Raw genomic sequence first — 25,501 nt, 5'->3', positions numbered from 1 at the left:
CCCCTTTTTATTGTGGGGAATAAGAGTCATGGAGCAGTTACGCCTAGAGCCAATTTCACATGTCGGGGGAGTGATTCAGCTGCCCGGGTCCAAGAGCATCTCAAACCGGGCCCTGTTGCTGGCTACCATCGCCAGCGGCCGTACCCGGTTAACCAACCTGCTGGACTCCGACGACATCCGTCATATGTTGACCGCCCTGGATCAACTGGGCGTGAGCTATGACTATCGCAAGGACCAGGCCACCATCGAGGTGGAGGGGCTGGGAGGCCGGTTGGCCCGAGGGCAGGTGGCGGAGTTGTATCTGGGCAATGCCGGTACGGCGATGCGGCCATTGGCGGCAGCGCTGGCCATCGGCAGCGGCGAGTTTGTGCTGACCGGCGAACCGCGAATGAAGGAGCGCCCCATCGGCCACCTTATTGACGCGCTGCAGCCTTTGGGTGCCCGCATCGACTATCTCGAGAATCCCGGTTATCCGCCGCTGAAGATTCACGCCGGCGATCTGGCCGGCGGCCGGGTCAGCATCGATGGCTCCATCTCCTCGCAGTTTCTGACTGCGCTGTTGATGGTGGCGCCACTGCTCGGCAGTGAGCTGACCATCGAAGTGAAGGGTGAACTGGTGTCCAAGCCCTACATCGATATCACACTGGGGATGATGGCCCGCTTCGGGGTGACGGTGGAGAATCGCGACTACCGCGAGTTTGTGGTTGCCGCCGGCCAGCAGTACCTCAGCCCCGGCGAGTTTCTGGTGGAAGGGGATGCCAGCTCGGCGTCTTACTTCCTGGCGGCGGCGGCCATCGGTGGCGGCACCATCGAGGTCCGCGGTGTCGGCACCGACAGCCTGCAGGGCGATAAGCATTTTGCCGATGTGCTGGAGGCCATGGGCGCCAAGGTGGAGTGGGGCAAAGACTTCATTCGCTGCAGTAAAGGCGACCTGAACGGGGTGGACATGGACATGAACGCCATCCCGGATGCGGCCATGACCATCGCCACCACGGCGCTGTTTGCCAACGGTCCCACCACCATCCGCAATATCTACAACTGGCGGGTGAAGGAGACCGACCGCCTGGCGGCCATGGCCACCGAACTGCGCAAAGTGGGCGCGGTGGTGGAGGAGGGCGAAGACTACATCCGTATCGAGCCGGTTCCTGAGCTGCGCCATGCCGAGATCGAGACCTACAACGATCACCGCATCGCCATGTGCTTCTCGATGCTGGCCGTCGGCGGCCAGAGCGTGACCATCCTGGATCCCGGCTGTACCGCCAAAACCTTCCCGGATTATTTCGACCGGCTGGCGTCCGTGAGTCGCTAGTTATCTCCAATGGGGGTGCCGCAGTCGCCGGCTCCCTTGACTACACTCTATAACCTGCCGTCAATGCTGTCCCGGCCGCGGTGTCGGGAGCAGCCGGCACCGATTGGCTTTTGGGGTAACGCCAACCCGGATCACTGTTCTGCGATTGCTGTGGCCGAGGGTCAGATCCCTTTTGTATAAAGGCTTACTTTAGCTGGGGAATCTGTATAATAGGCGCGCTTTCACGGAACCGGTTCCGTGAGCGATCGAAGAGAAACACAATTGGAGAGTACCATGCCTGGACAGGCCCCTGTGATTACCATTGATGGACCGAGTGGCGTAGGTAAAGGCACGGTGTGCCACCTTCTGGCAGAGAAGCTGGGTTGGCACTTGCTGGACTCCGGTGCCATCTACCGGGTGCTGGCGCTGGCCGCACTGCATCACAATATTGAACTCGACAATGAAGAGGGCCTGGCCCTGACCGCAGCGCATCTGGACGTGGTGTTCAGCCCGGACGATAACGGTGGCATCAAGGTGGTGCTGGAAGGTGAAGTCGTCAGCCGCGAGATCCGCACTCAGGAGTGCGCCAACGCCGCCTCTAAAGTGGCGGCGTTCCCCCGGGTTCGGGAGGCGTTATTGCGCCGCCAACGCGCGTTTCGGGTGGCTCCGGGACTGATTGCCGATGGCCGTGACATGGGAACAGTGGTGTTCCCCGATGCAGACGCTAAGCTTTATATGACTGCCAGTGCCGAAGAGCGTGCGCGCCGTAGGTACTTACAGTTGAAGGAGAAAGGCTTAGGTGGTAGTATTGACCGCCTTTTGGCGGAGATACGTGAGCGCGATGAGCGCGATGCCAACCGTAAGGTGGCACCCATGAAGCCCGCCGAAGATGCGTTACTAATTGACACGACAGAGCTGACAATTGATCAAGTTGTTGATCATGCATTACGCTTTGTGGTTGAAAAACTTGGCCAATAATGGCTTTGAAACACTTAGCTAATTCTGGCTAAGAGGTGCCAGCTTCAAGGATGAGGCAGGCTTTAGACAACTACCCCATGTCCAGGATGGCCATGGATGACTAATGAAATTAACTTAAACATGACTGAATCTTTTGCTCAACTGTTTGAAGAATCCCTAAAGGATCTGGAAACTCGTCCTGGTGCCATCGTTAAAGGTACCGTTGTTGCTATCGAGAACGGCATCGTTCTGGTTGACGCTGGCCTGAAATCTGAGTCCGCTATCCCAGCCGAGCAGTTCAAGAACGCCAAAGGCGAGCTGGAAATCAGCGTTGGCGAATCTGTTGACGTAGCTCTGGATGCCGTAGAAGACGGCTTCGGTGAAACTCAACTGTCTCGTGAGAAAGCGAAGCGTCACGAAGCTTGGCTGCGTCTTGAGAAGGCTTACGAAGACGAAGAAACTGTTACCGGTATCATTAACGGTAAAGTTAAAGGCGGCTTCACTGTTGAACTGGAAGGCATTCGTGCGTTCCTGCCAGGTTCTCTGGTTGACGTACGTCCAGTACGTGACACCACTCACCTGGAAGGCAAAGAGCTGGAATTCAAGGTAATCAAGCTGGACCAGAAGCGCAACAACGTTGTTGTTTCCCGTCGTGCAGTTATCGAATCTGAAAACAGCGTTGAGCGTGAACAGCTTCTGGCTAACCTGCAGGAAGGTCAAGAAGTTAAGGGTATCGTTAAGAACCTGACCGACTACGGCGCGTTCGTAGATCTGGGCGGCGTTGACGGCCTGCTGCACATCACCGATATGGCTTGGAAGCGCGTTAAGCACCCAAGTGAAATCGTAAACGTTGGTGACGAAATCAACGTTAAGGTTCTGAAGTTCGATCGTGAGCGTACTCGCGTATCTCTGGGCCTGAAGCAGCTGGGTGAAGATCCATGGGTTGCTATCGCTGGTCGCTACCCAGAAGGCACTAAGCTGACTGGTCGCGTAACCAACCTGACTGACTACGGCTGCTTCGTTGAAATCGAAGAGGGCGTTGAAGGTCTGGTACACGTTTCCGAAATGGATTGGACCAACAAGAACATCCACCCATCCAAGGTTGTTAGCCTGGGTGATAACGTGGAAGTTATGGTTCTGGACATCGACGAAGAGCGTCGCCGCATCTCCCTGGGTCTGAAGCAGTGTAAAGCTAACCCATGGGATGAGTTCGCAGCCAACTTCAACAAGAACGACAAAGTTACCGGTAAGATTAAGTCTATCACTGACTTCGGTATCTTCATCGGTCTGGAAGGCGGCATCGACGGTCTGGTTCACCTGTCCGACATCTCCTGGAACGTAGCTGGCGAAGAAGCTGTTCGCGACTACAAGAAAGGCGAAGAGATCTCCGCAGTTGTACTGTCTGTTGATCCTGAGCGTGAGCGCATCAGCCTGGGCGTTAAGCAGATCGAAGAAGATCCGTTTAACAAGTACCTGTCTGATAACAAAAAAGGTGCTATTGTTACTGGTACCATCACTGCAGTTGACGCCAAAGGCGCAACCGTAGAGCTGGGTGAGAGCGTTGAAGGTTACATCCGTGTAGCTGATATCTCTCGCGATCGCATCGAAGACGCTTCTACCGTGCTGAATGCCGGTGAAGAAGTTGAAGCCAAGTTCATGGGCGTTGACCGCAAGAACCGTACCGTTAGCCTGTCTATCCGCGCGAAAGACGAAGCTGACGAGAAGGAAGCGATTGACACTCTGAACCAGCGTGAAGAAGCTACCTTCTCCAGCGCTATGGCAGAAGCGTTCAAAGCTGCTAAACAATAATCGCCTGTTGTATGGGGAGCGCGTCTCCCCATTAGGCGACTGTAATTGGCTTGTAGGAGAGCGAGGATGACAAAATCCGAACTTATCGAAAGATTGGCCAGTAAACAGTCGCACCTATCCGGAAAAGAAGTGGAAGGTGCAATTAAAGAGATGCTGGAGCAGATGGCAACTACCCTGGAGCAAGGCGATCGCATTGAGATTCGCGGCTTCGGGAGCTTTTCTCTCCATTATCGGGCTCCACGGACTGGCCGTAACCCCAAAACCGGGGATGCGGTTGAGCTGACTGGCAAGTACGTACCTCATTTCAAACCGGGTAAGGAGTTACGCGAACGCGTAAACAGTAACCTAGGTTGATTGATTGAAAGCCCTCGCATCTGCGGGGGCTTTTTGTATCTGCCGTTATCGCCCTGTCGGGCGAGGCCAGATCGTGCTGGTCATATATTTCTTTTTATTAGATAATCTTTCTAATTCCATGACGCTCTAAAGGAGCCATTGTGAAAGCGTTGCTTATCACTGCCTTGGTGGCTGTTTTCTTTCTGGTTGCTATGGCCTTTGGCGCCCGCAACGATCAACTGGTGACACTGAACTATTTCATCGCCCGCGGTGAGTTTTCCCTGCCAATGGTACTGGCGGTGACCTTCTTCGGTGGCTTCCTGATCAGCTGGTTGATCACCATGTTGCTGATGGTGCGTCAACGCTTCAAGCTCAACCGAGTGACCGCCAAGAATCACCAGCTGGAAAAGCGTCTTGCTGAGCTAGAGTCTATCGATACTGATGCTTGAACTGGTATTTCTTCTGTTGCCCATTGCTGCCGCGTATGGTTGGTATATGGGCCAGCGCAGTGCTGGTCAGTCAGAGCGTAAAAAAGCTCAGGTATTTTCCAAAAACTACTTCGAAGGCCTGAATTTCCTGCTGTCGGATCAGCCCGACAAGGCGGTGGATCTCTTTATTGAGCTGCTGCAGGTGGACGAAGAGACCTTTGAAACCCATTTGTCCCTCGGTAACCTGTTCCGCAAGCGCGGAGAGGTAGACCGCTCCATCCGTATCCACCAGAACCTCATCGCCCGGCCACACCTGCTGCCGGAGCAGCGCGATGCCGCCATGATGGAGCTGGGTAAAGACTACCTGGCTGCCGGCCTGTACGATCGGGCCGAAGATCTGTTCCTGAAGCTGATCAAAGAGCCGGATCACAGCGAAGACGCCGAGCGGCAACTGCTGCACATCTATCAGGCCACCAAGGAGTGGTGGAAGGCGATCAAGGTGGCGCGCAAGTTTGGCCGCGTCAGCCGCAAGGAGCTCAAACCCATTGTCGCCCACTACTACTGTGAACTGGCGCAGCTGGCCACGGATCCAGTGGAGCAGAGTAAGTTGCTGGACAAGGCGCTGTCGACGGACAGCCGCTGCGTGCGGGCGATGATTGCCAAGGTGTCGCTGCTGCAGGAGCAGGACCGGGCCGGCGCGCTGAAGCTGGTGAACCAGATTGCCGCCACGGCGCCAGAGATGATGCCTGAAGTGTTGGATCAGGCCGAGGCGATCTACGCAGCCCTCAATCTGGACGACCAGTTTATTAATCTGCTGCACTCCATTTTGGAGCGCGATGGCAACGTCAGCTGCCTGTTGAAGCTGGTGGATCGCACCGCCGAGAACCTCGGTCCTCAGGAGGCGGAGTCGTTGCTGCTGGACCAGCTTAGGCGCCAGCCCACCATGCGCGGCTTCCATCACCTGATGAAGCTGCAGCTGGAGCAGTTGCAGCTGGGCCAGGGGCGGGAGCGGGTCGACCTGCTGTCAAAGCTGGTGGAAGCCCAGATTAAACTGCGACCCATCTATCGCTGTCACCGCTGCGGTTTTCCTTCACACAGCCTGTACTGGCAATGTCCCTCCTGCAAAAGCTGGGGTGAAGGCAAGCGCATTCGCGGTTTGGACGGCGAATGAACAGGGCGTGTTAAACTTTGCTGATTATTATTGCGCAGCATCTGACCATTGCTGTATCAGGATGTTGGGTGTTCGCTCCAAATGAGCTGGAAATTTAGTTGATAAGAGCGCCCTACGGGGCCGGACTGACGACAACCACTCGACGTCGTTCGATTTTGACGTAGAACCACTATGCCTACAATCGAACTTCTTGATTGGTTGCCGTCATCCTTGGCCAAATTCTAAACACCAAAGATAAATACGCCCCAGGGCCTGTTGAACGTTACTGAATATTTTTGCGCCAAGGTTTGCGTGCTGCAAAACCTAGGCGCTCAGAGATTGCTTAAGGTGAGAGTGTGTTAGAGGAGTTTCGTCGCGCCCTACGGGGCCGGCCTGACGACAACCAAACTGCGTTATTCGATCTTGACGTAGAGCCACTATGCCTACGATCGAACGCCTTGATTGGCTGCCGTCATCCTCGGCCAAATTCTCATCAGCAAAGCTCAACAGCCCCTAATACCAATAACTACTACCCTACAACCTGGAGACATTGATGCAAGTGAACCCTAAGGTACTCGTTGCTCTGGATTTTAATAACATCGACGACGCATTGGCGTTTGTAGACAGCATTGACGCCGATCAGTGCCGGTTAAAAGTGGGTAAAGAGCTGTTTACCTCCTTTGGTCCTCAGTTTGTCCGCCAGCTGGTTGAGCGCGGCTTCGACGTGTTTTTGGACCTTAAGTTTCACGATATCCCCAATACCGTAGCCAAAGCGGTAACCGCCGCGGCCGAACTGGGGGTGTGGATGGTGAACGTTCATGCCGCCGGTGGCAGTCGCATGATGCGTGCCGCGGCAGAGGCGCTGGCACCCTATGGCGACAAGGCACCGTTGTTGATTGCGGTGACCATGCTGACCAGCATGGAGGAGTCTGAGCTGGCCGAACTGGGGGTGACCCGCAGCGCCGAGGAGCATGTGCTGGCGCTGGCGCGGCTGGCTAAAGACTCTGGCCTGGATGGTGTGGTCTGCTCGGCTCGGGAAGCCAGCCGCCTCAAGGCAGAGCTGGGGCAGGCGTTTTGTCTGGTGACTCCGGGCATCCGCCCCGAGGGCAGCGACAAAGGCGATCAAAAGCGGGTCATGACACCGCCGCAGGCCGTGGCTGCCGGTAGCGATTACCTGGTAATTGGTCGCCCCATCACCCAATCGGCGGATCCGCGGCAGACGCTGCTGGCCATCAACGCGAGCCTGAATTAAGGGCCGCGTCAAGAATCATAAGGAGCCGTAGGGCTCCTTTTTTTATGCCGGCTGGCAAAAAAGAGGGTCACCGATAGAGATTGCGGTGGCCGGAGTAGGGCGACCGCATCAGCCGGCGCCACCGCCAGGCCGGTAGGGCCGCAGGTCAGTCGCCGTAGCCGGCCGATTTCGCGCACTCTCCCTCTATCTGATGCCCGGTCATCCGTCGTTGCCGTCGCGACAGTCTCGACGTCGAGCCGGCCAAAGCCTTTCCTCACTGTCATTGATGCCCCGCCAGCGACTCCGGTCGTCAGCGAGCCCTTGCCGGGATGCGCCGATCAGCGATCAGTACTTGCGCACCCAAGCAAGCGCTTGGTATCTTGAGGCATTCAACAAGGAGAAGTGTCATGTCCGACAAGGTAGTGATCACCTGTGCCCTGACCGGAGTGCTGACCGATCCCGGCCAGCACCCGGTGCCGGTGACGGTAACCCAGATGGCCCGGGAAGCGCGTCAGGCGTACGAGGCGGGCGCCAGCGTAATGCACATCCATTTTCGTCGTCAGGAACCGGGCAAGGGGCACCTGCCCAGCTGGGACCCGGAGGTGGCTTGTGCCATTGCCGACGCCATTCGCCAGGCTTGCCCCGGGGTGTTGTTGAACTTCTCCACCGGCACCATCAACCGGGATCAACAGGGACCACTGGCGTGCATTCGCGCCGGCCGGCCGGAGATCGCGGCCTGTAACGCCGGCAGCCTCAACTACCTTAAAACCCGTCGTGACGGTCGCTGGGCCTGGGCGCCGATGGTGTTTGAAAACCCGGTGGATAAAATTGAGGAACTGCTGGAGGTGTGTCGGCAGGTCAGGGTTCGGCCCGAATTTGAGTGTTTTGATCTTGGCATTGTGCGCTCGGTGGGAATGTTTGAAGACGTGGGGATGATCGACAAAGCCAACTACAACCTGGTGCTGGGGGTGGCCTCGGGGATGCCCGCCGATGCCGAGTTGCTGCCTCTGCTGCACAAGTACATGAAGCCCGGCGCCCTATGGCAGTCGACGGTGATTGGCCGTCAGGAGATCTGGGATGTTCACCGGGCCACGGCAGAGATGGGAGGCCAGCTTCGCACCGGTCTGGAGGACACCTTCTATCTGCCCAGTGGCGAGCGGGCCAGGGGCAACGGCGATCTGATAGCCGCCATGGCCGCGCTGGCGCAGGAGGCGGGCCGCCAGGTGGCGTCGCCAGACGAGGCCCGGGCGCTGTTCCTGTAAGCCAAAATACCCGGGGATTATCCGGGCGTGCCGAAATCGCAAGGGGTTGGGTTGCCCGCCGGACTGTTCGGCCCGGGGCCCGGGGCCCGTGGTTTCGTTGTGGCCAGGACCCGGCTGGTGAAGCCGGAGGGGAACCGCTTGAAGAGTAACGACAACATCTAAGGCTATGCTTACAGCGGTGGACGTGACCCGGCCATTCAATCCGGGCCTGTAACAGCAGTAACAAGCAGACATCGATGCCACAGCGGCATAAAACCGGCCTTGGCAGCACAGGCCGATTCCCCGACGCGGGGGCAATCGACAATGGAGACAAGGATGCAATTAACCCAAATGATCAAGCGCGCGGCCCAAATCCAGCCCAATGGGGTGGCCACCATCTGCGGCGAGCGCCAACACAGCTGGCAACAGCTGCGGCAACGGGTGGCCGGTCTGGCAGCGGTGCTGCAGGCCCATGGCGTGTCCCGGGGCGACAGGGTGGCGGTACTGGCGCTGAACAGCGATCGTTATTATGAGTACTTTTTTGCCGTCGCCTGGGCCGGTGCGGTACTGGTGCCACTGAATATTCGATGGTCGGTAAAGGAACACGTCTACTCCCTGGAAGACTCCGGTGCCGGCGTACTGGTGGTGGATGATGCTTTTGCCGCTGCGGCGGAACAGGTTCTGCCCCAGGTAGCCAGCCTGCATACCTGCCTGTATATCGGTGATAAAACCACGCCGGCGGGGATGGTCAACAGCGAGCAGGCGCTGGCTCATCAGCCGCCCATCGACGACCAGTGTGTGGGCAAAGATCAGCTGGCGGGGATCTACTACACCGGCGGCACCACCGGTTTTCCCAAGGGGGTGATGCTGTCCCACACCAATCTGTGGGTGTCGAGCGTGTCGGCGGCCCTGGGGATGGAGATGAACCAACCCGGGATGCGCTACCTGCATGCGGCGCCGATGTTTCATGCCGCGGACATCGCCATGTCTTACGCCAGTACCATCTGTGGGGCCACCCAGGTGTTTATTCCCGCCTTTGCCTGCCAGCCGTTGGTGGCGGCCATCGCTGCCCATCGAATTACGCACACCCTGCTGGTGCCAACGATGATCAACATGCTGCTGGGAAGCGGTGAGCTGGATTCCGCCGACATCAGCAGCCTGCAATCGGTGGTGTATGGGGCCTCACCCATGCCGGAGGGCACCCTGCGCCAGGCGATGGAGCAGATGCCCCGGGTGGCCTTTATGCAGGCCTATGGTCAGACTGAGCTGGCGCCCATCGCCACCATCCTGCCCTCGGAGTACCATGTTCTGGAGGGGCCCAAGTCGGGCAAAATTCGCTCCGCCGGCCGAGCCGGTGTCTGTGTAGAAGTGGAGGTGGTGGATCCCCTGCATCAGCCGTGTGCCGTGGGTACGGTGGGAGAGGTGCGGGTTCGGGGCGGTAACACCATGATGGGTTACTGGAAGAAGCCGAAAGAGAGCGAAGCGGTGATGATCGACGGCTGGATTCACACCGGCGATGCCGGATACCTCGATGAGGATGGCTTCCTGTTCCTGGTGGATCGGGTTAAAGACATGATCGTAACCGGGGGCGAAAATGTCTATTCGGCGGAGGTGGAAAGTGCCTTGTCCCGCCACGATGCCATCAGCGAAGTAGTGGTGATCGGCATCCCCAGTGAGCAGTGGGGCGAGCAGGTGCATGCAATTGTCCGTTTAAAGGAGGGTCAACGCCTGTCCCAGGACGAGCTGATTGGCTTCTGCCATCAGCAGATCGCCCATTACAAGTCCCCCCGTTCGGTGGAGTTTCGACGCGAACCGTTTCCCATTACCGGCGCCGGCAAACTTCGAAAAGCGGATCTGCGTGCGCCTTACTGGCAAGGGCACCGGCGCCGGGTTAACTGATTGGGGCGTGGCCGGGGACGGCAGTTAGCCGACTGGATAACGGGCATAGGTTCGGTGGCAAAGGGAGGCTTCACCACCACCCGATTGCCCCCGGATCGATCAACGAGCCTCCGGGTTTTTCAACTTGCGGCAAGCTTTGCCAGGTCGTTAAGCGCCGGTCAGCGCTTACGCCATTTGAGTACCACATCCGCTGAATGCGGCCACATTGTGTGCGATGGCAGCAATCGACCGATTCGAGTGTGATCCGGATCGGTTATCAGCCCTGACGGGGTGGGCTTCGGCTCGGACTTTACTTAGCATTCCTGTACTCACCAAATGGGACAGATTATGCCTACTTCATTGAATCCTTTTCACTTATCCCGCCTGATCCAGAAACAGATTGCCGAGCGCCCCAACGAGCCGGTACTCCAATACCAGCATCAGGCGCAGTGGCGGACCCTGACCTGGTCCGAACTGGCTAAACAGATCAACCAACTGGCGTGTTCGCTGCTGGAGCTGGGGGTGAAGGTTCAGGATCGGGTCGGTATCTTCAGTGCCAACAGCCTTGCCTGGGTGCAAACGGATCTGGCTCTGCTGCAACTGCGGGCGGTCAGTGTGCCGATCTACTCTACCAATACCGAGGAGCAGACCGGTTACATCGTCAACGATGCCGGCATCAGCATTCTGTTTGTCGGCGATCAGGAGCAGTACAACAAGGCGCTGGCAGTGGCTGCCGAGTGTCCGACCCTGACCACGGTGGTGGCCATGAGCGATGCCATCGACGTGGATGCTGCCAGTACCTCCCTGACGGTATTGACCCTGTCCGACCTGTTTACCGATGCCCACCTGCAGCACCTCAACACCCTGCGCACCTTGCAGCAGAGTCCGGATCTGGAAGAGTTATTCACCCTGATCTACACCTCGGGTACCACGGGTGAACCCAAGGGCGTGATGCTCAACCACCGCAACTTTGCCGCCCTGGTGCAGCAGCATCAACAGGTGGTACCGGTGAAACCGGGCACCCTGTCATTGTCATTCCTGCCACTGTCCCACGTCTATGAGCGTGGTTGGAGCCTGTACATGCTGTGCAGTGGTGGTTGTAACGCCTACCTCAATGATCCTGCTGCGGTGCAACAGGCGTTGGTGGAGGTCAAGCCTCAGGTGATGTGCGCGGTACCGCGCCTGTTTGAAAAGGTCCACGGCGCGGTAATGGGCAAGGTTCAGAGTGCGCCGTGGCATAAGCGGCTGATCTTTGCCTGGTCTCTTCGTCAGGGCCGGCGCCAGTTCCAGGCCGATCAGGCCGGACGCAAACGCGCCGGCATCTCTGCCTGGTACCTTCGAATCGCCGACAAACTGGTGCTGGGCAAGCTGCGCGAGGCTCTGGGGGGCAACCTGCTGTTTATGTCCGCCGGAGGCGCCCGGTTGGATGACAAGGTCAACGCTTTCTTCCAGTACATCGGCATTCCAGTGCTGGCAGGATACGGTGCCACCGAGACCACCGCAACCGCAACCTGTAACCGGCTGGATCGCATCGCCACCTCCGGCGTCGGTCTGCCGCTGCCGGATCTGCAACTGCGGATCGGAGAGGATGACGAGGTACTGGTGAAAGCCGATACCGTGATGGCGGGCTATTACAACCGGCCGGAAGACACCGCGGCGGCGTTTGTGGATGGCTGGTACAAGACCGGTGATGCCGGTTACCTGGACAACGATGGCTTTCTGCACATCACCGATCGCATCAAGGAGCTGATGAAAACCTCCAACGGTAAGTACATCGCCCCGCAGCGGGTCGAAGGGGTGGTGACCCTGGAGCCGATGGTGGAACAGGTGGCCATCATCGCCGACAGCCGCAACTTTGTGTCGGCGTTGATTGTGCCTAACTTCGAGCTGCTGACCGAGTGGGCGACTGCCCAGGGATTGTCGTTTGGCAGCGACCATGAGCTGGTCAGCCTGCCCGAGGCGCAAGCGGAGATCCAGCAGCGCATCGATGCCCTGCAGACCGATCTGGCCCGCTACGAGCGGGTGAAGCAGATCTGCCTGCTGCCGCGGCCGTTCAGCATGGACAAGGGCGAACTGACGCCAACCCTGAAACTGCGCCGCAAAGTGATTGGCGAAGTGTTTGCCAAAGAGATCGAAGCGATGTATCACCGCAAGCACTGAGTGGAATGACCCACAGCGCCCTCGCCGGTTCACGCCGGCGGGGGCTTTTTTGTGGCCGGGATTGGCGAAACTGCGGCGCAGGGGACATACTCAAGTCGTTATTTTGGGAACGTTGTTTCAAGCTGTTAAGGTCAGGATGCCGCACCGCCTGAGTAATGGATGAGTTGCCATGCCCCCAAAACAGATACTCGCTTTTCTGCTGTGCCGTGACCGCGCTTTGCGTTGCCTGTTGTATGCCTGTGTCCCTGCATTGCTGTTTTACGCCCTGTCGCTGATGACGATGTCTGCCGCCGGATTTGAACTGATGGAGATATTGCGGGATCCGGCCCAGCAGAGCGGTCAGTCCAGTTTTCTGGGCTTTTTGTCCAACATCGGTACCTGGGTCTGGGTGTCGGCTACCGCCATCCTGGTGTTCGCCCTGTGGTGTGGCCGGGGGCGAAGGCATGGCGAGCTGTTGCTGCTGATGGCGGCGTTGTCATCGATGCTGGCCATTGACGACTTCTTTATGATCCACGACCGCTACGTCAACCAGAAGATCTGCTATCTGGCCTACGCCCTGTTTGCGCTGGCGTTGGTGGCGCGCCATTTTCGCACCATAGTCTCCAGCCAGGGGTTTGCCTTCTTGCTGGCAGGCGGCTTGCTGGCGTTGTCCATCGTCACCGATCTGATTCAGAACCGGCTTCCCATGGATTACGCCCACGTGCAGGTGGTGGAGGAGGGGTTTAAGTTTATCGGCGCCGTCACCTGGCTCTACTTCAGCGGGCGAATGGCGGCGATGGCGTTGCAGCCATCGGCGGAGAGTGCCATCAAAAAGCCCCGCTCGATGGCGGGGCTTGAGGAGACTCGGCTTACTTGATGCGCATGCCAGGTTTGGCACCGGAGTCCGGCGACAGGATGTAGAGTTCATCCTTACCCGGGCCGGCGGCCAGCACCATGCCTTCGGAGACACCGAACTTCATCTCACGGGGGGCCAGGTTAGCGACCATCACCGTCAGGCGGCCTTCGAGATCTTCCGGAGCGTAGGCGGATTTGATGCCGGCAAACACCTGTTTGGTTTCACCGCCCAAGTCCAGCTGCAGCTTCAGCAGTTTCTTGGCCTTTTCGACATGCTCGGCCTTGGCGATACGGGCGACGCGAAGATCCACCTTCATGAAATCGTCAAAGCTGACGGTGTCGGCGATGGGGTCTTTGGCCAGCTCGTCGTTGTCACCCTCTGCCTCGGCAGCCGGCGCCTTAGGCGCTTCAACCACCAGGTTCTCTTTGGATGCATCGACCATGGCCGCAACCTTGTCGGTTTCCACGCGTTGAATCAGCGGCTTGAACTTGTTGATGCCGTGACCGGTCAGGGTGGTGTTGATGCCGTCCCAGGTCAGTTCGCTGCCCAGGAACGCCTCGACGTCGCTGGCCATCTGCGGCAGTACCGGCTTGAGGTAGATCATCAGGATGCGGAACAGGTGAATGCCCATGGAGCAGACCTGATGGGCCTTGTCTTCCTGGCCATCCTGTTTCACCAACTGCCACGGCGCCATATCGGCGATGTAGCCGTTGGCCTTGTCCGCCAGTGCCATGATTTCGCGCATGGCGCGGCTGAACTCGCGGCCTTCGTAGCATTCGGCGATGCTGTCCTGGGCGGCCTGGAACTCGGCCAGCAACTCAGGGGCATCGACTTGCTCGGACAACTTGCCGTCGAAGCGCTTGCTGATGAAACCGGCGGTACGGGAGGCGATGTTCACCAGCTTGCCGACCACATCGGAGTTTACCCGCTGGGTAAAGTCCTCCAGGTTCAGATCCAGATCGTCGATGCGGTTGTTGAGCTTGGCGGCGTAGTAGTAACGCAGGTACTCGGGGTTGAGGTGATCCAGGTAGGTGCGGGCCTTGATAAAGGTGCCGCGGGACTTGGACATCTTGGCACCGTTGACGGTGACGTAACCGTGGGCATAGACACTGGTGGGTTTACGGAAACCGGCACCATCGAGCATCGCAGGCCAGAACAGGCTGTGGAAGTAGATGATGTCCTTACCGATGAAGTGGTACAACTCGGCGTCGGAGTCGGCCTTGAAGTAGTCATCGAAATTCAGATCATCGCGCTTGTCACACAGGTTCTTGAACGAGCCCATGTAGCCAATAGGCGCATCCAGCCAGACGTAGAAGAACTTCTCGCCGTTGGTGCCGGGAATGTCGAAGCCGAAGTAGGGCTTATCGCGGCTGATGTCCCACTTCTGCAGGCCCTGCTCAAACCACTCCTGCAGTTTGTTGGCCATCTCCTCCTGCAGCGAGCCGGAACGGGTCCAGGCTTGCAGCATCTCTTTGAAGGCCGGCAGGTCGAAGAAGAAGTGCTCGGAATCACGCAGGATCGGAGTAGCACCGGAGACCACGGATTTGGGGTTCTTCAGATCCGTCGGGCTGTAGGTGGCGCCACAGTTGTCGCAGTTGTCGCCGTTCTGGTCATCGCTGTCGCACTTAGGGCAGGTGCCTTTGACGAAACGGTCCGGCAGGAACATCTCTTTTTCCGGATCAAACAACTGGCTGATGGTGTTGGTTTTGATGTAGCCGGCGTCGTTAAGACGGGTGTAGATCAGGCTGGCAAATTCGCGGTTCTCTTCACTGTGCGTGGAGTGGTAGTTGTCGAAACCAATCTGAAACTCGGCAAAATCGGCCTGATGCTCTTTGGCCACCTCGGCGATCATCTGCTCCGGTGTCATGCCCAGCTGCTGGGCTTTCAACATAATCGGAGTGCCGTGGGCATCGTCGGCACAGACGTAGGTACAGTGGTGCCCTCTGAGTTTCTGGAAACGAGACCAGATGTCGGTTTGGATGTACTCCAACATGTGTCCCAGGTGAATCGGACCGTTGGCGTAGGGGAGGGCGCTGGTAACCAGAATCTTTCTTTGTGGAGATGCCATTTTATCTCTTGCATGCAGTGAATTACGGAAGAACAGCCAGTTTAACCGATAGACGGCGCATTTTCATCCATCCAGTGTGTTGTTGCTTGCATATTGCACACGCGAAAGAGGAGAGTTCTGGTACACTTGGCGCAATCTCTCAGTACGGAGCGTGAGCGTGAATCCGAATCCCATTAACGATCAGCTGCCCGAGGCCCTCTCTGCCAAGGTTCTGTCCATCCTTTCCACCCAAATCGATCCTTTCCTGAATCAGAACCTGGTTGAAGCCGGTCTGGTGCGCAGCCTCGACCTCGACGGTCGTTGCCTCAAGCTTGGATTGGTGTACCCCTATCCCTGTCAGAGTAAATACCGCCAGCGGGTGATGGCCCTGACCAATGCCCTGGCCAAACTCGAAGAGATTGACGAGGTGGAGTGCGAGATCGGACTCAGCGTTCCCCAGGTGCAGGCCGAAGGACAGGCGGAAGCCGTCAAAGGGGTGAAGAACATCGTTGCGGTTTCCTCCGGTAAGGGCGGCGTCGGCAAGTCCACCACTGCGGTTAACCTGGCCCTGGCCCTGGCCAGCGAAGGCGCCCGAGTGGGACTGCTGGACGCTGACATCTACGGCCCATCCGTGCCGATCATGTTGGGCGTCAACGACTTCCAACCGGTGAGTACCGACGGCAAAACCATGGAGCCGGCGTTTGCCCATGGTCTGGCAGCGATGTCCATCGGCTTTATGGTCACCGAAGACCAGGCGACCGTCTGGCGCGGGCCAATGGCCGCCGGGGCGCTGGTGCAACTGTTGAATGAAACCAACTGGCCGGATCTGGATTATCTGGTCATCGACATGCCACCGGGCACCGGTGACATTCAGCTGACCCTGTCCCAGCAGGTGCCGGTGGCCGGCGCCGTGGTGGTCACCACGCCACAGGACATCGCCACCGCCGATGCCCGCAAAGGCATCACCATGTTCAATAAGGTCAACATTCCGGTACTGGGTATTGTTGAGAACATGAGTTACCACATCTGTGGTCAGTGCGGCAGCAAAGAGCATCCGTTTGGCACTGGCGGTGGTCAGGCGACCGCCGAACGTTACGATGTACCTATGCTGGGCGAACTGCCGCTGAACGTGGCGATTCGTGAAGCGGTGGATGGTGGCAACCCGACCGTGGTAGCGGATCCCGACGGCGACATCAGTGCCCAGTACAAGGCGATTGCCCATAAAACGGCGGCGGCATTGGTGAACCTGTCCGAGCCGACCGCGCTGGAGATCGAGATTTGCGACGAGTAGGCGCCCAGCGCGCCTATGGTTCACACTAGTATTATTTCTTTCACTTTTATCTGAAGTACACATCATGGTTAATGAACAACAATGCGTTATCATCGGCATCGCCGGTGCCTCAGCTTCTGGCAAGAGCCTCATCGCCAGAACCATTTGCGACGATCTGCGTCAGGATTTGGGCACCGACCAGATTGCCATGATTACCGAGGATTGTTATTACAAGGACCAGAGTCACCTGTCCATGGAGGAGCGGGTTAAAACCAACTACGACCATCCCAATGCCCTCGACCATGAGTTGCTGTGCCAGCACCTGGCGGCGCTGCGTAACGGCGAGTCAGTACAGGTTCCCAACTACTCCTACGTGGAGCATACCCGGATGCAGGAGAGCACCCAGGTCACTCCGAAGAAGGTGATCATCCTGGAAGGGATTCTGCTGCTGACCGACCCGAACCTGCGCCAGCACATGCACGCGTCGATCTTTATGGACACGCCGCTGGACATCTGCCTGCTGCGCCGCGTGCGTCGCGACGTCGAGGAGCGCGGTCGGACCATGGATTCGGTGCTGGAACAGTATCAGCGCACTGTACGGCCGATGTTCATGCAGTTTATCGAGCCTTCCAAGCAACATGCGGACATCATTGTGCCTCGCGGGGGTAAAAACCGCATCGCCATTGATTTCCTCAAAGCCAAGATTCGCCAGCTGGCCAGCTAACGGCCGCGGTAATAATAATAAAAGTGTACCCAAAGGTTTAAGGGATAGAACTATGCGTCTTACCGACATTGAGATTGAACAGCACCTGGACGACGGCCTGGTGGTGATGGAACCACGACCGACCCAGGATAAGATTTCCGGGGTCAGCGTGGATGTGACCCTGGGCGATAAGTTCCGGGTGTTTAAAGACCACACCTGTGCCTCCATCGATCTGTCCGGCCCCAGAGACGAGGTTCAGCGGGCGCTGAACAGTGTCATGAGCGACGAGATCGCCATCGGCGAAGGAGAGGCCTTCTACCTGCACCCGGGCGAACTGGCCCTGGGCGCGACTCTGGAATCGCTGACTCTGCCGGCGGACATCGTCGGCTGGCTCGATGGTCGCTCGTCGTTGGCCCGCCTGGGCCTGATGGTACACGTGACCGCCCACCGCATCGATCCCGGCTGGTCCGGTCAGATTGTGCTGGAGTTCTACAACAGCGGCAAACTGCCGCTGGCGCTGCGCCCTGGCATGACCATCGGTGCCCTGAATTTTGAAAAGCTGAACATGGCCTGTGCCCGACCGTACAATAAGCGCAGCAATGCCAAGTACCGGGATCAACAGGGTGCCGTGGCCAGCCGGATCACCCAGGACAGCTGATGCCGAACTGGGTCGATGGCCAGCGCAAGGATGAGCTGGCAACCGCAGACAGAGGCCTGAACCTAGGGGATGGCCACTTCAGCACCCTGAGGGTCAGCGGCGGCCGTATCCTGGCCTGGCCGTTGCATCGTCAGCGGTTGCAACACGCCTGTCAGCGCCTGTCGATGGGACAGCCAGACTGGGACTCGCTGCAACGTACCCTGGATCAGGCGCTGGCTCACTGCGACCCGTCCGAGGCGGTGATCAAGGTGGTGATCACCCGTGGCTGTCAGGGCCGTGGCTATGATCCCTTGCTGGATCGCCCGCCGACGGTGATCGTCTCGACCTTCGACTACCCGCAGCACTACCTGGAGTGGCAACGACAGGGGGTGACGCTGGATACCGCCCGACTGCGCCTCGGGACGCAACCGGCGCTGGCGGCCATGAAGACCCTGGGTCGACTGGAGCAGGTGCTGCTGCGGCGGGAACTGAAGCTACACAACGCCGATGATCTGCTGGTGCTCGACAGTGACAACCGGATCATCGAAGCCAGTGCCGCCAACCTGTTTCTGATTCAGGGTTCAACCCTGATCACACCGTCGCTGGCCCGCTGTGGTGTGGCAGGGGTGATGCGTCATCAGTTGCTGCGCAGCGCCGCCGACCATGGCTGGACGCTGCAGGTTCGTGATGTCGTGGGCGCCGACCTGGACCGCTGTGACGGTGCCTTTATCACTAATGCTCTAATGGGGGCGGTGCCGGTAATTGGCATCGACGGCCGTCCGCTGCCTATCCCTCACTCTTTTTCTGACATTCAGCGCTTACTACTATGTTGAAATCTCTGGCCGCCAAGGTGGTGCTCTCCCTGTTCAGCCTGATTCTGGCTGGTGTTATCGGTGCTGCCTACCTGGTGCATCAACTGGATGTGCAACTGAACCAGCCACTGCAACTGGGCGAAGTCACCGAGTGGCGACTGCCCGAGGGCTACAGTGTGAACCGGGTGGCCGATAACTGGTCCGGGCGTGGCTGGGTAGAGACCTCGTTCTGGATTAAGCTGGCGGTCAAGCTGGATCCGCAACTGGCCCACATCAAGGCCGGCACCTATGATCTGGATCCGTCTCAATCGCTGAAGCAGACGCTGGCAATGCTGGTCAGCGGCGACCAGAAAGTGTTTCGCATTACCCTGGTGGAGGGCGAGACCGTTGCCCAGGCGCTTGAGCGGATTGAGGCCCATCCCCAGCTGCAACGGACGGTAGAGTCTCCGCAGCAACTGGCGGCGCTGATCGGCTTTGACGGCGACAATCCGGAGGGGATGATCTTTCCGGACACCTACCAGTTTCACGCCGGTGACAGCGACCGTGGCCTGCTGAAACGGGCCGCCGAGCGTCTGAATCAGGAGTTGGATCGTGCCTGGGCGTCGAGGCAGTCGACTTTGCCTATTGGCTCGGCCTATGAGATGTTGATTCTGGCGTCCATCATCGAGAAGGAGACCGGCCTGGGCAGCGAACGGCCGCTGATCGGCTCGGTGTTTGTCAACCGGCTCAACAAGCGGATGCGGTTGCAGACCGATCCGACGGTGATCTATGGCATGGGCGATGCCTACCAGGGCAACATCCGTAAACAGGATCTCAGACAGATGACGCCGTATAACACCTACCGTATTCACGGCCTGCCACCGACACCCATCGCTATCGTCGGCCGTGAGGCGTTGATGGCGGCGGCACAGCCGGTCAGCAGTCACTATTACTATTTCGTCGCCCGGGGGGATGGCAGCCATCAGTTTTCCGAAACGCTGCAGCAACACAACCGGGCCGTTAACCGATACATAAGAAAGCGATAATGAATCAACCGAAGTTTCCCTCATTTGTGGTTATCGAAGGCCTGGAAGGGGCGGGTAAAAGCTCTGCCATTGAACGGGTCAACCAGTGGTTTGCTCGCCATTTTCCCGATCTGGAGCGGGTCAATACCCGCGAGCCCGGCGGCACGCCGCTGGCGGAAGAGATTCGCGAGATCTGGAAGCGGCCACGGCAGGAGGCGATGGCGCCACTGACCGAGTTGTTGATGGTGTACGCCTGTCGGGCCCAGTTGGTCGAGTCGGTGATTAAACCGGCCATCGCCGCCGGTAAGGTGGTGATAGGCGACCGCCATAACCTGTCATCGGTGGCTTACCAGGGCGGCGGACGAGGCCTGGAGCAGGAGGTGGCCGGACTGTCCGACATCACCCTGGGGCAGTTCAAACCCTGCCTGACCTTGTACCTGGACATCGAGCCCAAGCTGGGCCTGGAGCGAGCCCGCGGCCGCGGTGAGTTGGATCGCATCGAACTGGAGAGCCTGGATTTCTTTGAGCGGGCCCGGCGGTGCTACCTGGATCACGCCGCTACCGATCCCGATACGGTCACCATCGATGCCTCCCAGACCATCGAGCAGGTACAGGCGGACATCGAAGCCGCCCTGGCCAAGGCGCTGCTGTGAATAGCCTGCCCGGATCGCTGGCAGCCATGCCCTGGCTGACTCCCAGTTGGCAGTTGTGGCAACAGGCGCGCGCCGGTCATCGCCTTAGCCACGGCTGGTTGCTGTGTGGCGGAGAGGGGGTGGGCAAACACCGCCTGGCGCTGGCGCTGGCCCACAGCTTGCTGTGCGAACAGGGCAGTGACTGCGGTCTGTGCCGGGGCTGCCAGCTGTTGGCCGCAGGCAATCACCCGGATTTCATCGAACTTAAGCCCGATGGCAAGATGATCAAGGTGGAACAGATCCGCGCCTTGCTGCAGGAGCTGTCCCACACCGCCCATCAGGGCGGGGCAAGGGTGGTGGTGGTGCATCAGGCCGATGCCATGAACGGCGCCTCTGCCAACGCCCTGCTGAAGACCCTTGAAGAGCCCGCCGACGGGGTGCACATTTTGCTGGTCAGCGATCACGTTAACCGCTTGCTGCCGACCATCGCCAGTCGCTGCCAACGTCTGTTGGTGGCCTCGCCGACCCTGAGCCAGAGCCAGGCCTATCTCGGCCAGCCGGCGCTGCCGCCGGAGAAACTGGCCCGCTACCTGAAGCTGCTGGGGGGACCGCTGGCGCTGCATCAGGCGATGGAGCAGCAGCGTCTGGAACGAGTCGACGCCTGGCAACAGGCCTGGCAACGCAGCCTGCACAGCGGGCTGCTGGACGCCGAGCTGGTAAAGCTGGATGCCGACGACGCGGCGCTGGCGCTGAAACTGCTCTATATTGAACTGGTAGCAGATCAAAAAAGCTATATCAATCAGGTATACAGCCGTTTGCCACTGGCACGGGCCGTGGCCGATGCCTATCAGACCTTTCAGTTACAGTCGGGTTTGAATCATGTGGCGGTGTTCCAGCAACTTCTGGGCCATGCCTGACCCCGCAAGACAGGAGCGTCAATGGAGCGATTGCACTGCCAGTTTGCCAACGCCAATCAGCTGTATCTGGCGTACATGGGGTTTTTGTCCGAAGGCGGGCTGTTTTTTCCCTCCTTGTCGCCCTGGCAGCTGGGCCAGAGAGTCTGTGCCAGTTATCGTCTTCCCGATGACCCGCAGGAGCATCGTTTCGACGGGGTGGTGGTGTGGCTTAATCCGGTGGCCGACAAGGAGCGGCCTCAAGGGGTCGGCGTACGCTTTGGCGATGATCACAGTCGCCATCGACACCGCATCGAGCAGGTACTGGCAGATCAGTTGTCCTCTACCCAATTGACCTCAACCCTATAAGCCCTTAAGCTCTGTCGCCTTATTTTTTTCCGGAGTAACCCACCCGTGCTGATAGATTCCCATTGCCATCTGGATAGACTGGCCGAAGAGCCCACCCCTGAGTCGCTGGCCCCCGTAGTGCAACGGGCCCGGGATGCCGGTGTGCAGCAGATGTTATGCGTCTCCGTCAGCCAGGCCGGCTATCAGCAGATGAAGGCTCTGGTGGAGCCGTATCAGGATGTGCTGCTGTCCTGCGGGGTGCACCCGCTGGATATTAAAGAGGGATTTTGTCGCGACTGGCTAGAGCGCGAAGCGGCGGACTCGCGCGTGGTCGCCATCGGTGAAACCGGGCTGGATTACTACTACAGCAAGGACAACATCGCCGATCAACAGCAGGCGTTTGCCGAGCACATTGAGGTGGCCAACCGACTTAACAAGCCGGTGATCGTTCACACCCGGGATGCGCGCGAAGACACCATCGGCATTCTTAAAGATGGCCAGGGCGTGCAGGGAGTGTTGCACTGCTTTACCGAGAACTGGGAGATGGCCAAGGCGGCACTGGATCTGGGGTTGTACATCTCCATCTCCGGTATCGTTACCTTCCGCAACGCCGAGCAACTGCGGGACGTGGTGCGAAAACTGCCCATGGATCGCCTGTTGGTGGAGACCGACTCACCCTATCTGGCACCCATGCCTTACCGGGGCAAGCAGAACCAGCCGGCCTATGTGAAAGAGGTGGCCCAGTTTGTGGCGGACCTCAAGCACGTCTCTTACGACGCGCTGTGTCAGCAGACCGGGGACAACTTCCACGCCCTGTTCGGTCGTCGTTGATCGGACTGTCGCTGCCATGGTGACGGTGATTGGACCGTCACCATGGGTGCAAGCTGGGTTGGCGGTGCGGCGGGCCAAATTGCAGACAAAAAAAAGCCCATAACCACTCCAAGTTGTCACAGGCTTAGGGGAACTGTTCGGGCACGCCGCAGCGCACCTGTATAAAATCTCATCTAAAGGTAGCTGAAAAAAACTGCTTTGACCAATCAGTGAATCGTATTTTTTTGTTCGATTCGCTGTCTGGTTTAATGCTGCCTTTTTCCGCTTTACTTTAGTGCGACTTTATCCCTGACCAGCTCCCGGGGCAGTGAATTTTTCAGTTTGTTATTCACCCATTTGGCCAGCCCCAGAGGAAAGCCCCGATAGCTGACAATCACTTCACCCTTCCGTTTGTCCGAATTGTCCATGGCCACATCCCGCCCTTGCAGGTACTGCACTGCCTGAGCGTCATCCAATGCCATCGATGACGGGCTGTCCTGGCCCAGCAGCATCACCGCCTGGTGGCTGATCTTGATGCCATGTTTGTGGCACTCGGCCACCTTGAGTCCCAGCCGCTGCATTCGAATCTTATCGATAAAGGCATCGCTGCCTTTGGGAAACAGCCACAGCTCTTTGTCCCGGCTCATCAGGGTATGGCTGTCCGGTAGGCTAAGGCCAAACTGGCTGTGCAGGTGCGCCTCCAGTTCCTCGGCCTGCTTGCGGCTGGCAAAGCCGAACGGGAAACGACCCAGGCGGGGCTTTCGGTAGTCGCTGTCTACCGGCTGGGTCTTTCGGATGGCGGCAATAAAGAAGCCTTCGCTGTCGAACACCTGCGGCCAGATGTGCAGGAAGCCCTCACGGGTGATCGCCTTATGGGCATCGCCAAACAGGCCGGTCAGGTCTTCAAAGGCCACCGCGTCGGGGAAGCGCTGCTGCAGGTGGTGGCAGACATCCTGGTTTTCTCTGTGGTTCAGGGTACAGGTGGAGTACACCAGCACGCCGCCGGGCTTGAGGGCCACAAACGCCGATTCGATCAGGTCCCGCTGCATGGCGGCAATGGACTCGGTGGACTCCAGAGACCAGTTATTGAGGGAATCCGGATCCTTTCTCAGGGTGCCTTCACCGGAGCAGGGGGCGTCCAGCAGCACCGCATCGAAGGTTTCCGGCAGGGTCGGGCCAAACACCCGGCCATCGAAGTGGGTCAGATTAACGTTGCCGATCCCCAGTCGCTGCAGGTTGGCGTGCAGCCCTTTGAGCCGGGATGCGGAGTATTCATTGGCGATCAGTACCCCCTCATTATCCATCCAGGCCGCCAGTTGAGTGGTCTTGGAGCCGGGTGCCGAGGCCACATCCAGCACAGCCTGGGCGTTGTTCACCAGACTGGCCATGGCGGCAGGTGGCATCATCGATGAGGCTTCCTGAATGTAGAACAGGCCGGCCAGGTGCTCGATGGTATTACCCAACATGGTGGACTCATCGTCACGGGTGAGCCAGTAGCCGCTGTCGCACCAAGGCACAGGTTCAAAATGCCAGCCCTTAGGCCGCATCATCTCAATGAACGACGGGCAATCGATTTTCAGGGTATTGATGCGAATGGATCGGCGCAGGGGCATCTGGCTGTAACGGACAAAGTCGTCCATGGTAAGGTGTTCTGGTAGGATCTCGCTGATGGAATTGAGGAAATCCTGTCTTATGTGCGCCATGGTCTGTACCAACATCGTGAAAAAACGGCGCCAAATATAGCATAAAGCGGTTTTGAAAAGGGGATCCGGGTGTTAAATCGATTGTGGCTGGGGCTGTTTGTTTTGGGAACCGTCTCCGGAATCTGGCAGTGGCTGATGCATGATCAGGCGCTGATCTTCACCCAGATGACCAACTCGTTGTTTGAGATGGCCAGCTTAACGGTGGAGATCGCCATCGGTTTGCTCGGGGTACTGGCGTTGTGGCTGGGGCTGATGCGCATCGGCGAGCAGTGTGGCCTGATGGAGTGGCTGGCCGCCCGCCTGTCACCCTTGTTTTCGCGGTTGATGCCGGAGGTGCCAACGGGCCATCCGGCGCTGGCGTCGGTGACCATGAACCTGGCTGCCAACGCCTTGGGCCTGGACAACGCCGCTACGCCTATGGGGTTGAAGGCGATGCGGGATCTGCAAAGCCTCAATCCTACTCCCCATGTGGCCACCAATGCCCAGATTCTGTTTCTGGTACTCAATACCTCGTCAGTCACCCTGCTGCCGGTCACGGTGTTTATGTACCGGGCGCAGCAGGGGGCGGCGAACCCCACCGATGTGTTTATTCCCATCTTGCTGGCGACCCTGGCGTCGACCCTGGCGGGTCTGATTGCCGTCGCCAGTATTCAGCGAATTCGGCTGCTGGACCGGGTCGTGGTGTTGTGGGGCGGGGTGGCCCTGGCGGCGCTGCTGGCGTCCATCAGTTACCTGATGACGCTGTCGGCCCAGGCGCTGGAGCAGGTGTCGTCGCAGATCAGTGGCCTGGTGCTGGCCGCCGTGGTGATGGTGTTCCTGGGGTTGGCGAGTCATCGAAAAATCAATGCCTACGATGCCTTTGTCGGCGGTGCCAAGGAGGGGGTGTCGGTGGTGTTGACCCTGCTGCCTTACCTGTTGGCCATGCTGGTGGCCATCGGTTGGTTTCGGGCATCCGGGGCGCTGGACGGGGTGCTGTCGGCCTGTGCCGCGTTATTTCACGGTCTGGGCATGGACACCCGCTTCGTCGATGCGTTGCCCACCGCCATCATGAAGCCGCTGAGTGGCTCAGGGGCCCGGGCGATGATGGTGGAAACCATGGCGGTGCACGGGGCGGACTCCTTCGCCGGGCGGCTGGCGGCGATGTTCCAGGGATCGACGGAAACCACCTTCTACGTGTTGGCGGTGTATTTCGGTTCGGTGGGGATTCGCAACGGCCGCCATGCGGTATTCTGTGGCCTGACCGCGGATCTGGCTGGCATCTCTGCCGCCATTGCCGTGGCTTATCTGTTTTACGGCTGATAGAGACGGGATCAAAAAAGGCGCCGACGGGCG

23 protein-coding genes are annotated in these 25,501 nt (G+C 58.7%); 21 read left to right on the top strand and 2 right to left on the bottom strand.

The annotated features are described in order from the left end of the window. The first annotated feature begins 28 nt into the window (after nucleotides 1-28). The 11 genes from aroA to BLT77_RS13580 all read left to right on the top strand — a co-directional run bounded on the left by aroA (nucleotide 29) and on the right by BLT77_RS13580 (nucleotide 13,331). Nucleotides 29-1,309: a 3-phosphoshikimate 1-carboxyvinyltransferase gene (aroA, locus tag BLT77_RS13630; RefSeq protein WP_090366259.1), complete on the top strand. Its 1,281-nt coding sequence runs from the start codon at nucleotides 29-31 to the stop codon at nucleotides 1,307-1,309. 273 nt (nucleotides 1,310-1,582) lie between these two features. Next, nucleotides 1,583-2,266 carry a (d)CMP kinase gene (gene cmk, locus BLT77_RS13625; protein WP_028112738.1) on the top strand — a complete coding sequence of 228 codons (684 nt, stop codon included), beginning with the start codon at nucleotides 1,583-1,585 and terminating at the stop codon, nucleotides 2,264-2,266. Between the two features lie 120 nt (nucleotides 2,267-2,386). Beyond that, the gene (gene rpsA / locus BLT77_RS13620) at nucleotides 2,387-4,054 is read left to right on the top strand and encodes a 30S ribosomal protein S1 (protein ID WP_035415754.1); all 1,668 of its coding nucleotides are present in this window, start codon (nucleotides 2,387-2,389) and stop codon (nucleotides 4,052-4,054) included. 66 nt (nucleotides 4,055-4,120) lie between these two features. Beyond that, entirely contained in the window at nucleotides 4,121-4,408 is a 288-nt protein-coding gene (ihfB, locus tag BLT77_RS13615) for an integration host factor subunit beta (protein ID WP_028112740.1), read from the top strand. Between the two features lie 140 nt (nucleotides 4,409-4,548). After that, complete coding sequence (locus BLT77_RS13610; protein WP_090366256.1) at nucleotides 4,549-4,836, top strand: LapA family protein; 288 nt, start codon at nucleotides 4,549-4,551, stop codon at nucleotides 4,834-4,836. Beyond that, entirely contained in the window at nucleotides 4,829-5,986 is a 1,158-nt protein-coding gene (gene lapB / locus BLT77_RS13605; protein WP_090366254.1) for a lipopolysaccharide assembly protein LapB, read from the top strand. The genes BLT77_RS13610 and lapB overlap by 8 nt, the downstream gene beginning before the upstream one ends. Before the next feature lie 532 nt (nucleotides 5,987-6,518). Beyond that, a complete protein-coding gene (pyrF, locus tag BLT77_RS13600) occupies nucleotides 6,519-7,217 on the top strand; it encodes an orotidine-5'-phosphate decarboxylase (RefSeq protein ID WP_090366252.1) in 699 nt (232 codons plus the stop codon). Nucleotides 7,218-7,603: 386 nt separating this feature from the next. After that, nucleotides 7,604-8,458 (top strand): beta-keto acid cleavage family enzyme, encoded by an 855-nt coding sequence (locus tag BLT77_RS13595; protein WP_090366249.1) that lies wholly within the window; start codon nucleotides 7,604-7,606, stop codon nucleotides 8,456-8,458. Nucleotides 8,459-8,773: 315 nt separating this feature from the next. Further along, nucleotides 8,774-10,336 (top strand): long-chain-fatty-acid--CoA ligase, encoded by a 1,563-nt coding sequence (locus tag BLT77_RS13590; protein WP_090366247.1) that lies wholly within the window; start codon nucleotides 8,774-8,776, stop codon nucleotides 10,334-10,336. Nucleotides 10,337-10,663: 327 nt separating this feature from the next. Further along, entirely contained in the window at nucleotides 10,664-12,475 is a 1,812-nt protein-coding gene (locus tag BLT77_RS13585) for an AMP-dependent synthetase/ligase (protein WP_245709950.1), read from the top strand. Nucleotides 12,476-12,644: 169 nt separating this feature from the next. Next, on the top strand, nucleotides 12,645-13,331 hold the full coding sequence (locus BLT77_RS13580; protein WP_176819315.1) for an oxidase: 687 nt from the start codon (nucleotides 12,645-12,647) through the stop codon (nucleotides 13,329-13,331). Here BLT77_RS13580 and metG read toward each other — a convergent pair. Then, nucleotides 13,324-15,378, bottom strand: coding sequence for a methionine--tRNA ligase (gene metG, locus BLT77_RS13575; RefSeq protein ID WP_090366241.1), 2,055 nt, complete (start codon nucleotides 15,376-15,378; stop codon nucleotides 13,324-13,326). The genes BLT77_RS13580 and metG overlap by 8 nt on opposite strands. Before the next feature lie 157 nt (nucleotides 15,379-15,535). Here metG and apbC point away from each other — a divergent pair, with 157 nt between their 5' ends. From apbC to BLT77_RS13530, 9 genes are all read left to right on the top strand, one after another. After that, nucleotides 15,536-16,648, top strand: coding sequence for an iron-sulfur cluster carrier protein ApbC (gene apbC / locus BLT77_RS13570; RefSeq protein ID WP_090366239.1), 1,113 nt, complete (start codon nucleotides 15,536-15,538; stop codon nucleotides 16,646-16,648). 64 nt (nucleotides 16,649-16,712) lie between these two features. Next, nucleotides 16,713-17,351, top strand: coding sequence for a uridine kinase (udk, locus tag BLT77_RS13565; protein WP_090366236.1), 639 nt, complete (start codon nucleotides 16,713-16,715; stop codon nucleotides 17,349-17,351). A 52-nt stretch (nucleotides 17,352-17,403) separates the two neighbouring features. Then, nucleotides 17,404-17,988, top strand: coding sequence for a dCTP deaminase (gene dcd / locus BLT77_RS13560; RefSeq protein WP_090366233.1), 585 nt, complete (start codon nucleotides 17,404-17,406; stop codon nucleotides 17,986-17,988). Continuing rightward, nucleotides 17,988-18,800 carry an aminodeoxychorismate lyase gene (pabC, locus tag BLT77_RS13555; protein WP_090366231.1) on the top strand — a complete coding sequence of 271 codons (813 nt, stop codon included), beginning with the start codon at nucleotides 17,988-17,990 and terminating at the stop codon, nucleotides 18,798-18,800. Before dcd ends, pabC begins: the two co-directional genes overlap by 1 nt. Beyond that, a complete protein-coding gene (gene mltG, locus BLT77_RS13550; protein WP_090366228.1) occupies nucleotides 18,794-19,804 on the top strand; it encodes an endolytic transglycosylase MltG in 1,011 nt (336 codons plus the stop codon). Before pabC ends, mltG begins: the two co-directional genes overlap by 7 nt. Then, nucleotides 19,804-20,436 (top strand): dTMP kinase, encoded by a 633-nt coding sequence (tmk, locus tag BLT77_RS13545; protein ID WP_090366226.1) that lies wholly within the window; start codon nucleotides 19,804-19,806, stop codon nucleotides 20,434-20,436. Before mltG ends, tmk begins: the two co-directional genes overlap by 1 nt. Further along, nucleotides 20,433-21,332 (top strand): DNA polymerase III subunit delta', encoded by a 900-nt coding sequence (gene holB, locus BLT77_RS13540; protein ID WP_090366224.1) that lies wholly within the window; start codon nucleotides 20,433-20,435, stop codon nucleotides 21,330-21,332. The genes tmk and holB overlap by 4 nt, the downstream gene beginning before the upstream one ends. A gap of 21 nt (nucleotides 21,333-21,353) precedes the next feature. After that, nucleotides 21,354-21,677: a PilZ domain-containing protein gene (locus tag BLT77_RS13535; RefSeq protein WP_090366221.1), complete on the top strand. Its 324-nt coding sequence runs from the start codon at nucleotides 21,354-21,356 to the stop codon at nucleotides 21,675-21,677. Nucleotides 21,678-21,722: 45 nt separating this feature from the next. Next, nucleotides 21,723-22,487: a TatD family hydrolase gene (locus BLT77_RS13530; protein ID WP_090366218.1), complete on the top strand. Its 765-nt coding sequence runs from the start codon at nucleotides 21,723-21,725 to the stop codon at nucleotides 22,485-22,487. A 266-nt stretch (nucleotides 22,488-22,753) separates the two neighbouring features. On the opposite strand, the gene rsmF is transcribed toward BLT77_RS13530, so the two are convergent. After that, the gene (rsmF, locus tag BLT77_RS13525) at nucleotides 22,754-24,169 is read right to left on the bottom strand and encodes a 16S rRNA (cytosine(1407)-C(5))-methyltransferase RsmF (protein ID WP_090366396.1); all 1,416 of its coding nucleotides are present in this window, start codon (nucleotides 24,167-24,169) and stop codon (nucleotides 22,754-22,756) included. 69 nt (nucleotides 24,170-24,238) lie between these two features. Between rsmF and BLT77_RS13520 the strand changes: the two genes are divergently transcribed. Then, a complete protein-coding gene (locus tag BLT77_RS13520) occupies nucleotides 24,239-25,468 on the top strand; it encodes a nucleoside recognition domain-containing protein (RefSeq protein ID WP_425431736.1) in 1,230 nt (409 codons plus the stop codon). Nucleotides 25,469-25,501 lie beyond the last annotated feature (33 nt).

The sequence above is a fragment of the Ferrimonas sediminum genome, from assembly GCF_900100175.1.
Lineage (GTDB): Bacteria > Pseudomonadota > Gammaproteobacteria > Enterobacterales > Shewanellaceae > Ferrimonas > Ferrimonas sediminum.
This window is presented reverse-complemented; position numbering and strand designations above follow the sequence as displayed.

What these genes read in the sequence shown, in the direction of transcription:
- metG (WP_090366241.1), bottom strand. Translation starts at nt 15,378, where the DNA reads ATGGCATCTCCACAAAGAAAGATTCTGGTTACCAGCGCCCTCCCCTAC.
- pyrF (WP_090366252.1), top strand. Translation starts at nt 6,519, where the DNA reads ATGCAAGTGAACCCTAAGGTACTCGTTGCTCTGGATTTTAATAACATC.
- dcd (WP_090366233.1), top strand. Translation starts at nt 17,404, where the DNA reads ATGCGTCTTACCGACATTGAGATTGAACAGCACCTGGACGACGGCCTG.
- mltG (WP_090366228.1), top strand. Translation starts at nt 18,794, where the DNA reads ATGTTGAAATCTCTGGCCGCCAAGGTGGTGCTCTCCCTGTTCAGCCTG.
- BLT77_RS13535 (WP_090366221.1), top strand. Translation starts at nt 21,354, where the DNA reads ATGGAGCGATTGCACTGCCAGTTTGCCAACGCCAATCAGCTGTATCTG.
- pabC (WP_090366231.1), top strand. Translation starts at nt 17,988, where the DNA reads ATGCCGAACTGGGTCGATGGCCAGCGCAAGGATGAGCTGGCAACCGCA.
- lapB (WP_090366254.1), top strand. Translation starts at nt 4,829, where the DNA reads ATGCTTGAACTGGTATTTCTTCTGTTGCCCATTGCTGCCGCGTATGGT.
- BLT77_RS13590 (WP_090366247.1), top strand. Translation starts at nt 8,774, where the DNA reads ATGCAATTAACCCAAATGATCAAGCGCGCGGCCCAAATCCAGCCCAAT.
- rsmF (WP_090366396.1), bottom strand. Translation starts at nt 24,169, where the DNA reads ATGGCGCACATAAGACAGGATTTCCTCAATTCCATCAGCGAGATCCTA.
- BLT77_RS13580 (WP_176819315.1), top strand. Translation starts at nt 12,645, where the DNA reads ATGCCCCCAAAACAGATACTCGCTTTTCTGCTGTGCCGTGACCGCGCT.
- ihfB (WP_028112740.1), top strand. Translation starts at nt 4,121, where the DNA reads ATGACAAAATCCGAACTTATCGAAAGATTGGCCAGTAAACAGTCGCAC.
- BLT77_RS13595 (WP_090366249.1), top strand. Translation starts at nt 7,604, where the DNA reads ATGTCCGACAAGGTAGTGATCACCTGTGCCCTGACCGGAGTGCTGACC.
- udk (WP_090366236.1), top strand. Translation starts at nt 16,713, where the DNA reads ATGGTTAATGAACAACAATGCGTTATCATCGGCATCGCCGGTGCCTCA.
- aroA (WP_090366259.1), top strand. Translation starts at nt 29, where the DNA reads ATGGAGCAGTTACGCCTAGAGCCAATTTCACATGTCGGGGGAGTGATT.
- cmk (WP_028112738.1), top strand. Translation starts at nt 1,583, where the DNA reads ATGCCTGGACAGGCCCCTGTGATTACCATTGATGGACCGAGTGGCGTA.
- BLT77_RS13585 (WP_245709950.1), top strand. Translation starts at nt 10,664, where the DNA reads ATGCCTACTTCATTGAATCCTTTTCACTTATCCCGCCTGATCCAGAAA.
- rpsA (WP_035415754.1), top strand. Translation starts at nt 2,387, where the DNA reads ATGACTGAATCTTTTGCTCAACTGTTTGAAGAATCCCTAAAGGATCTG.
- tmk (WP_090366226.1), top strand. Translation starts at nt 19,804, where the DNA reads ATGAATCAACCGAAGTTTCCCTCATTTGTGGTTATCGAAGGCCTGGAA.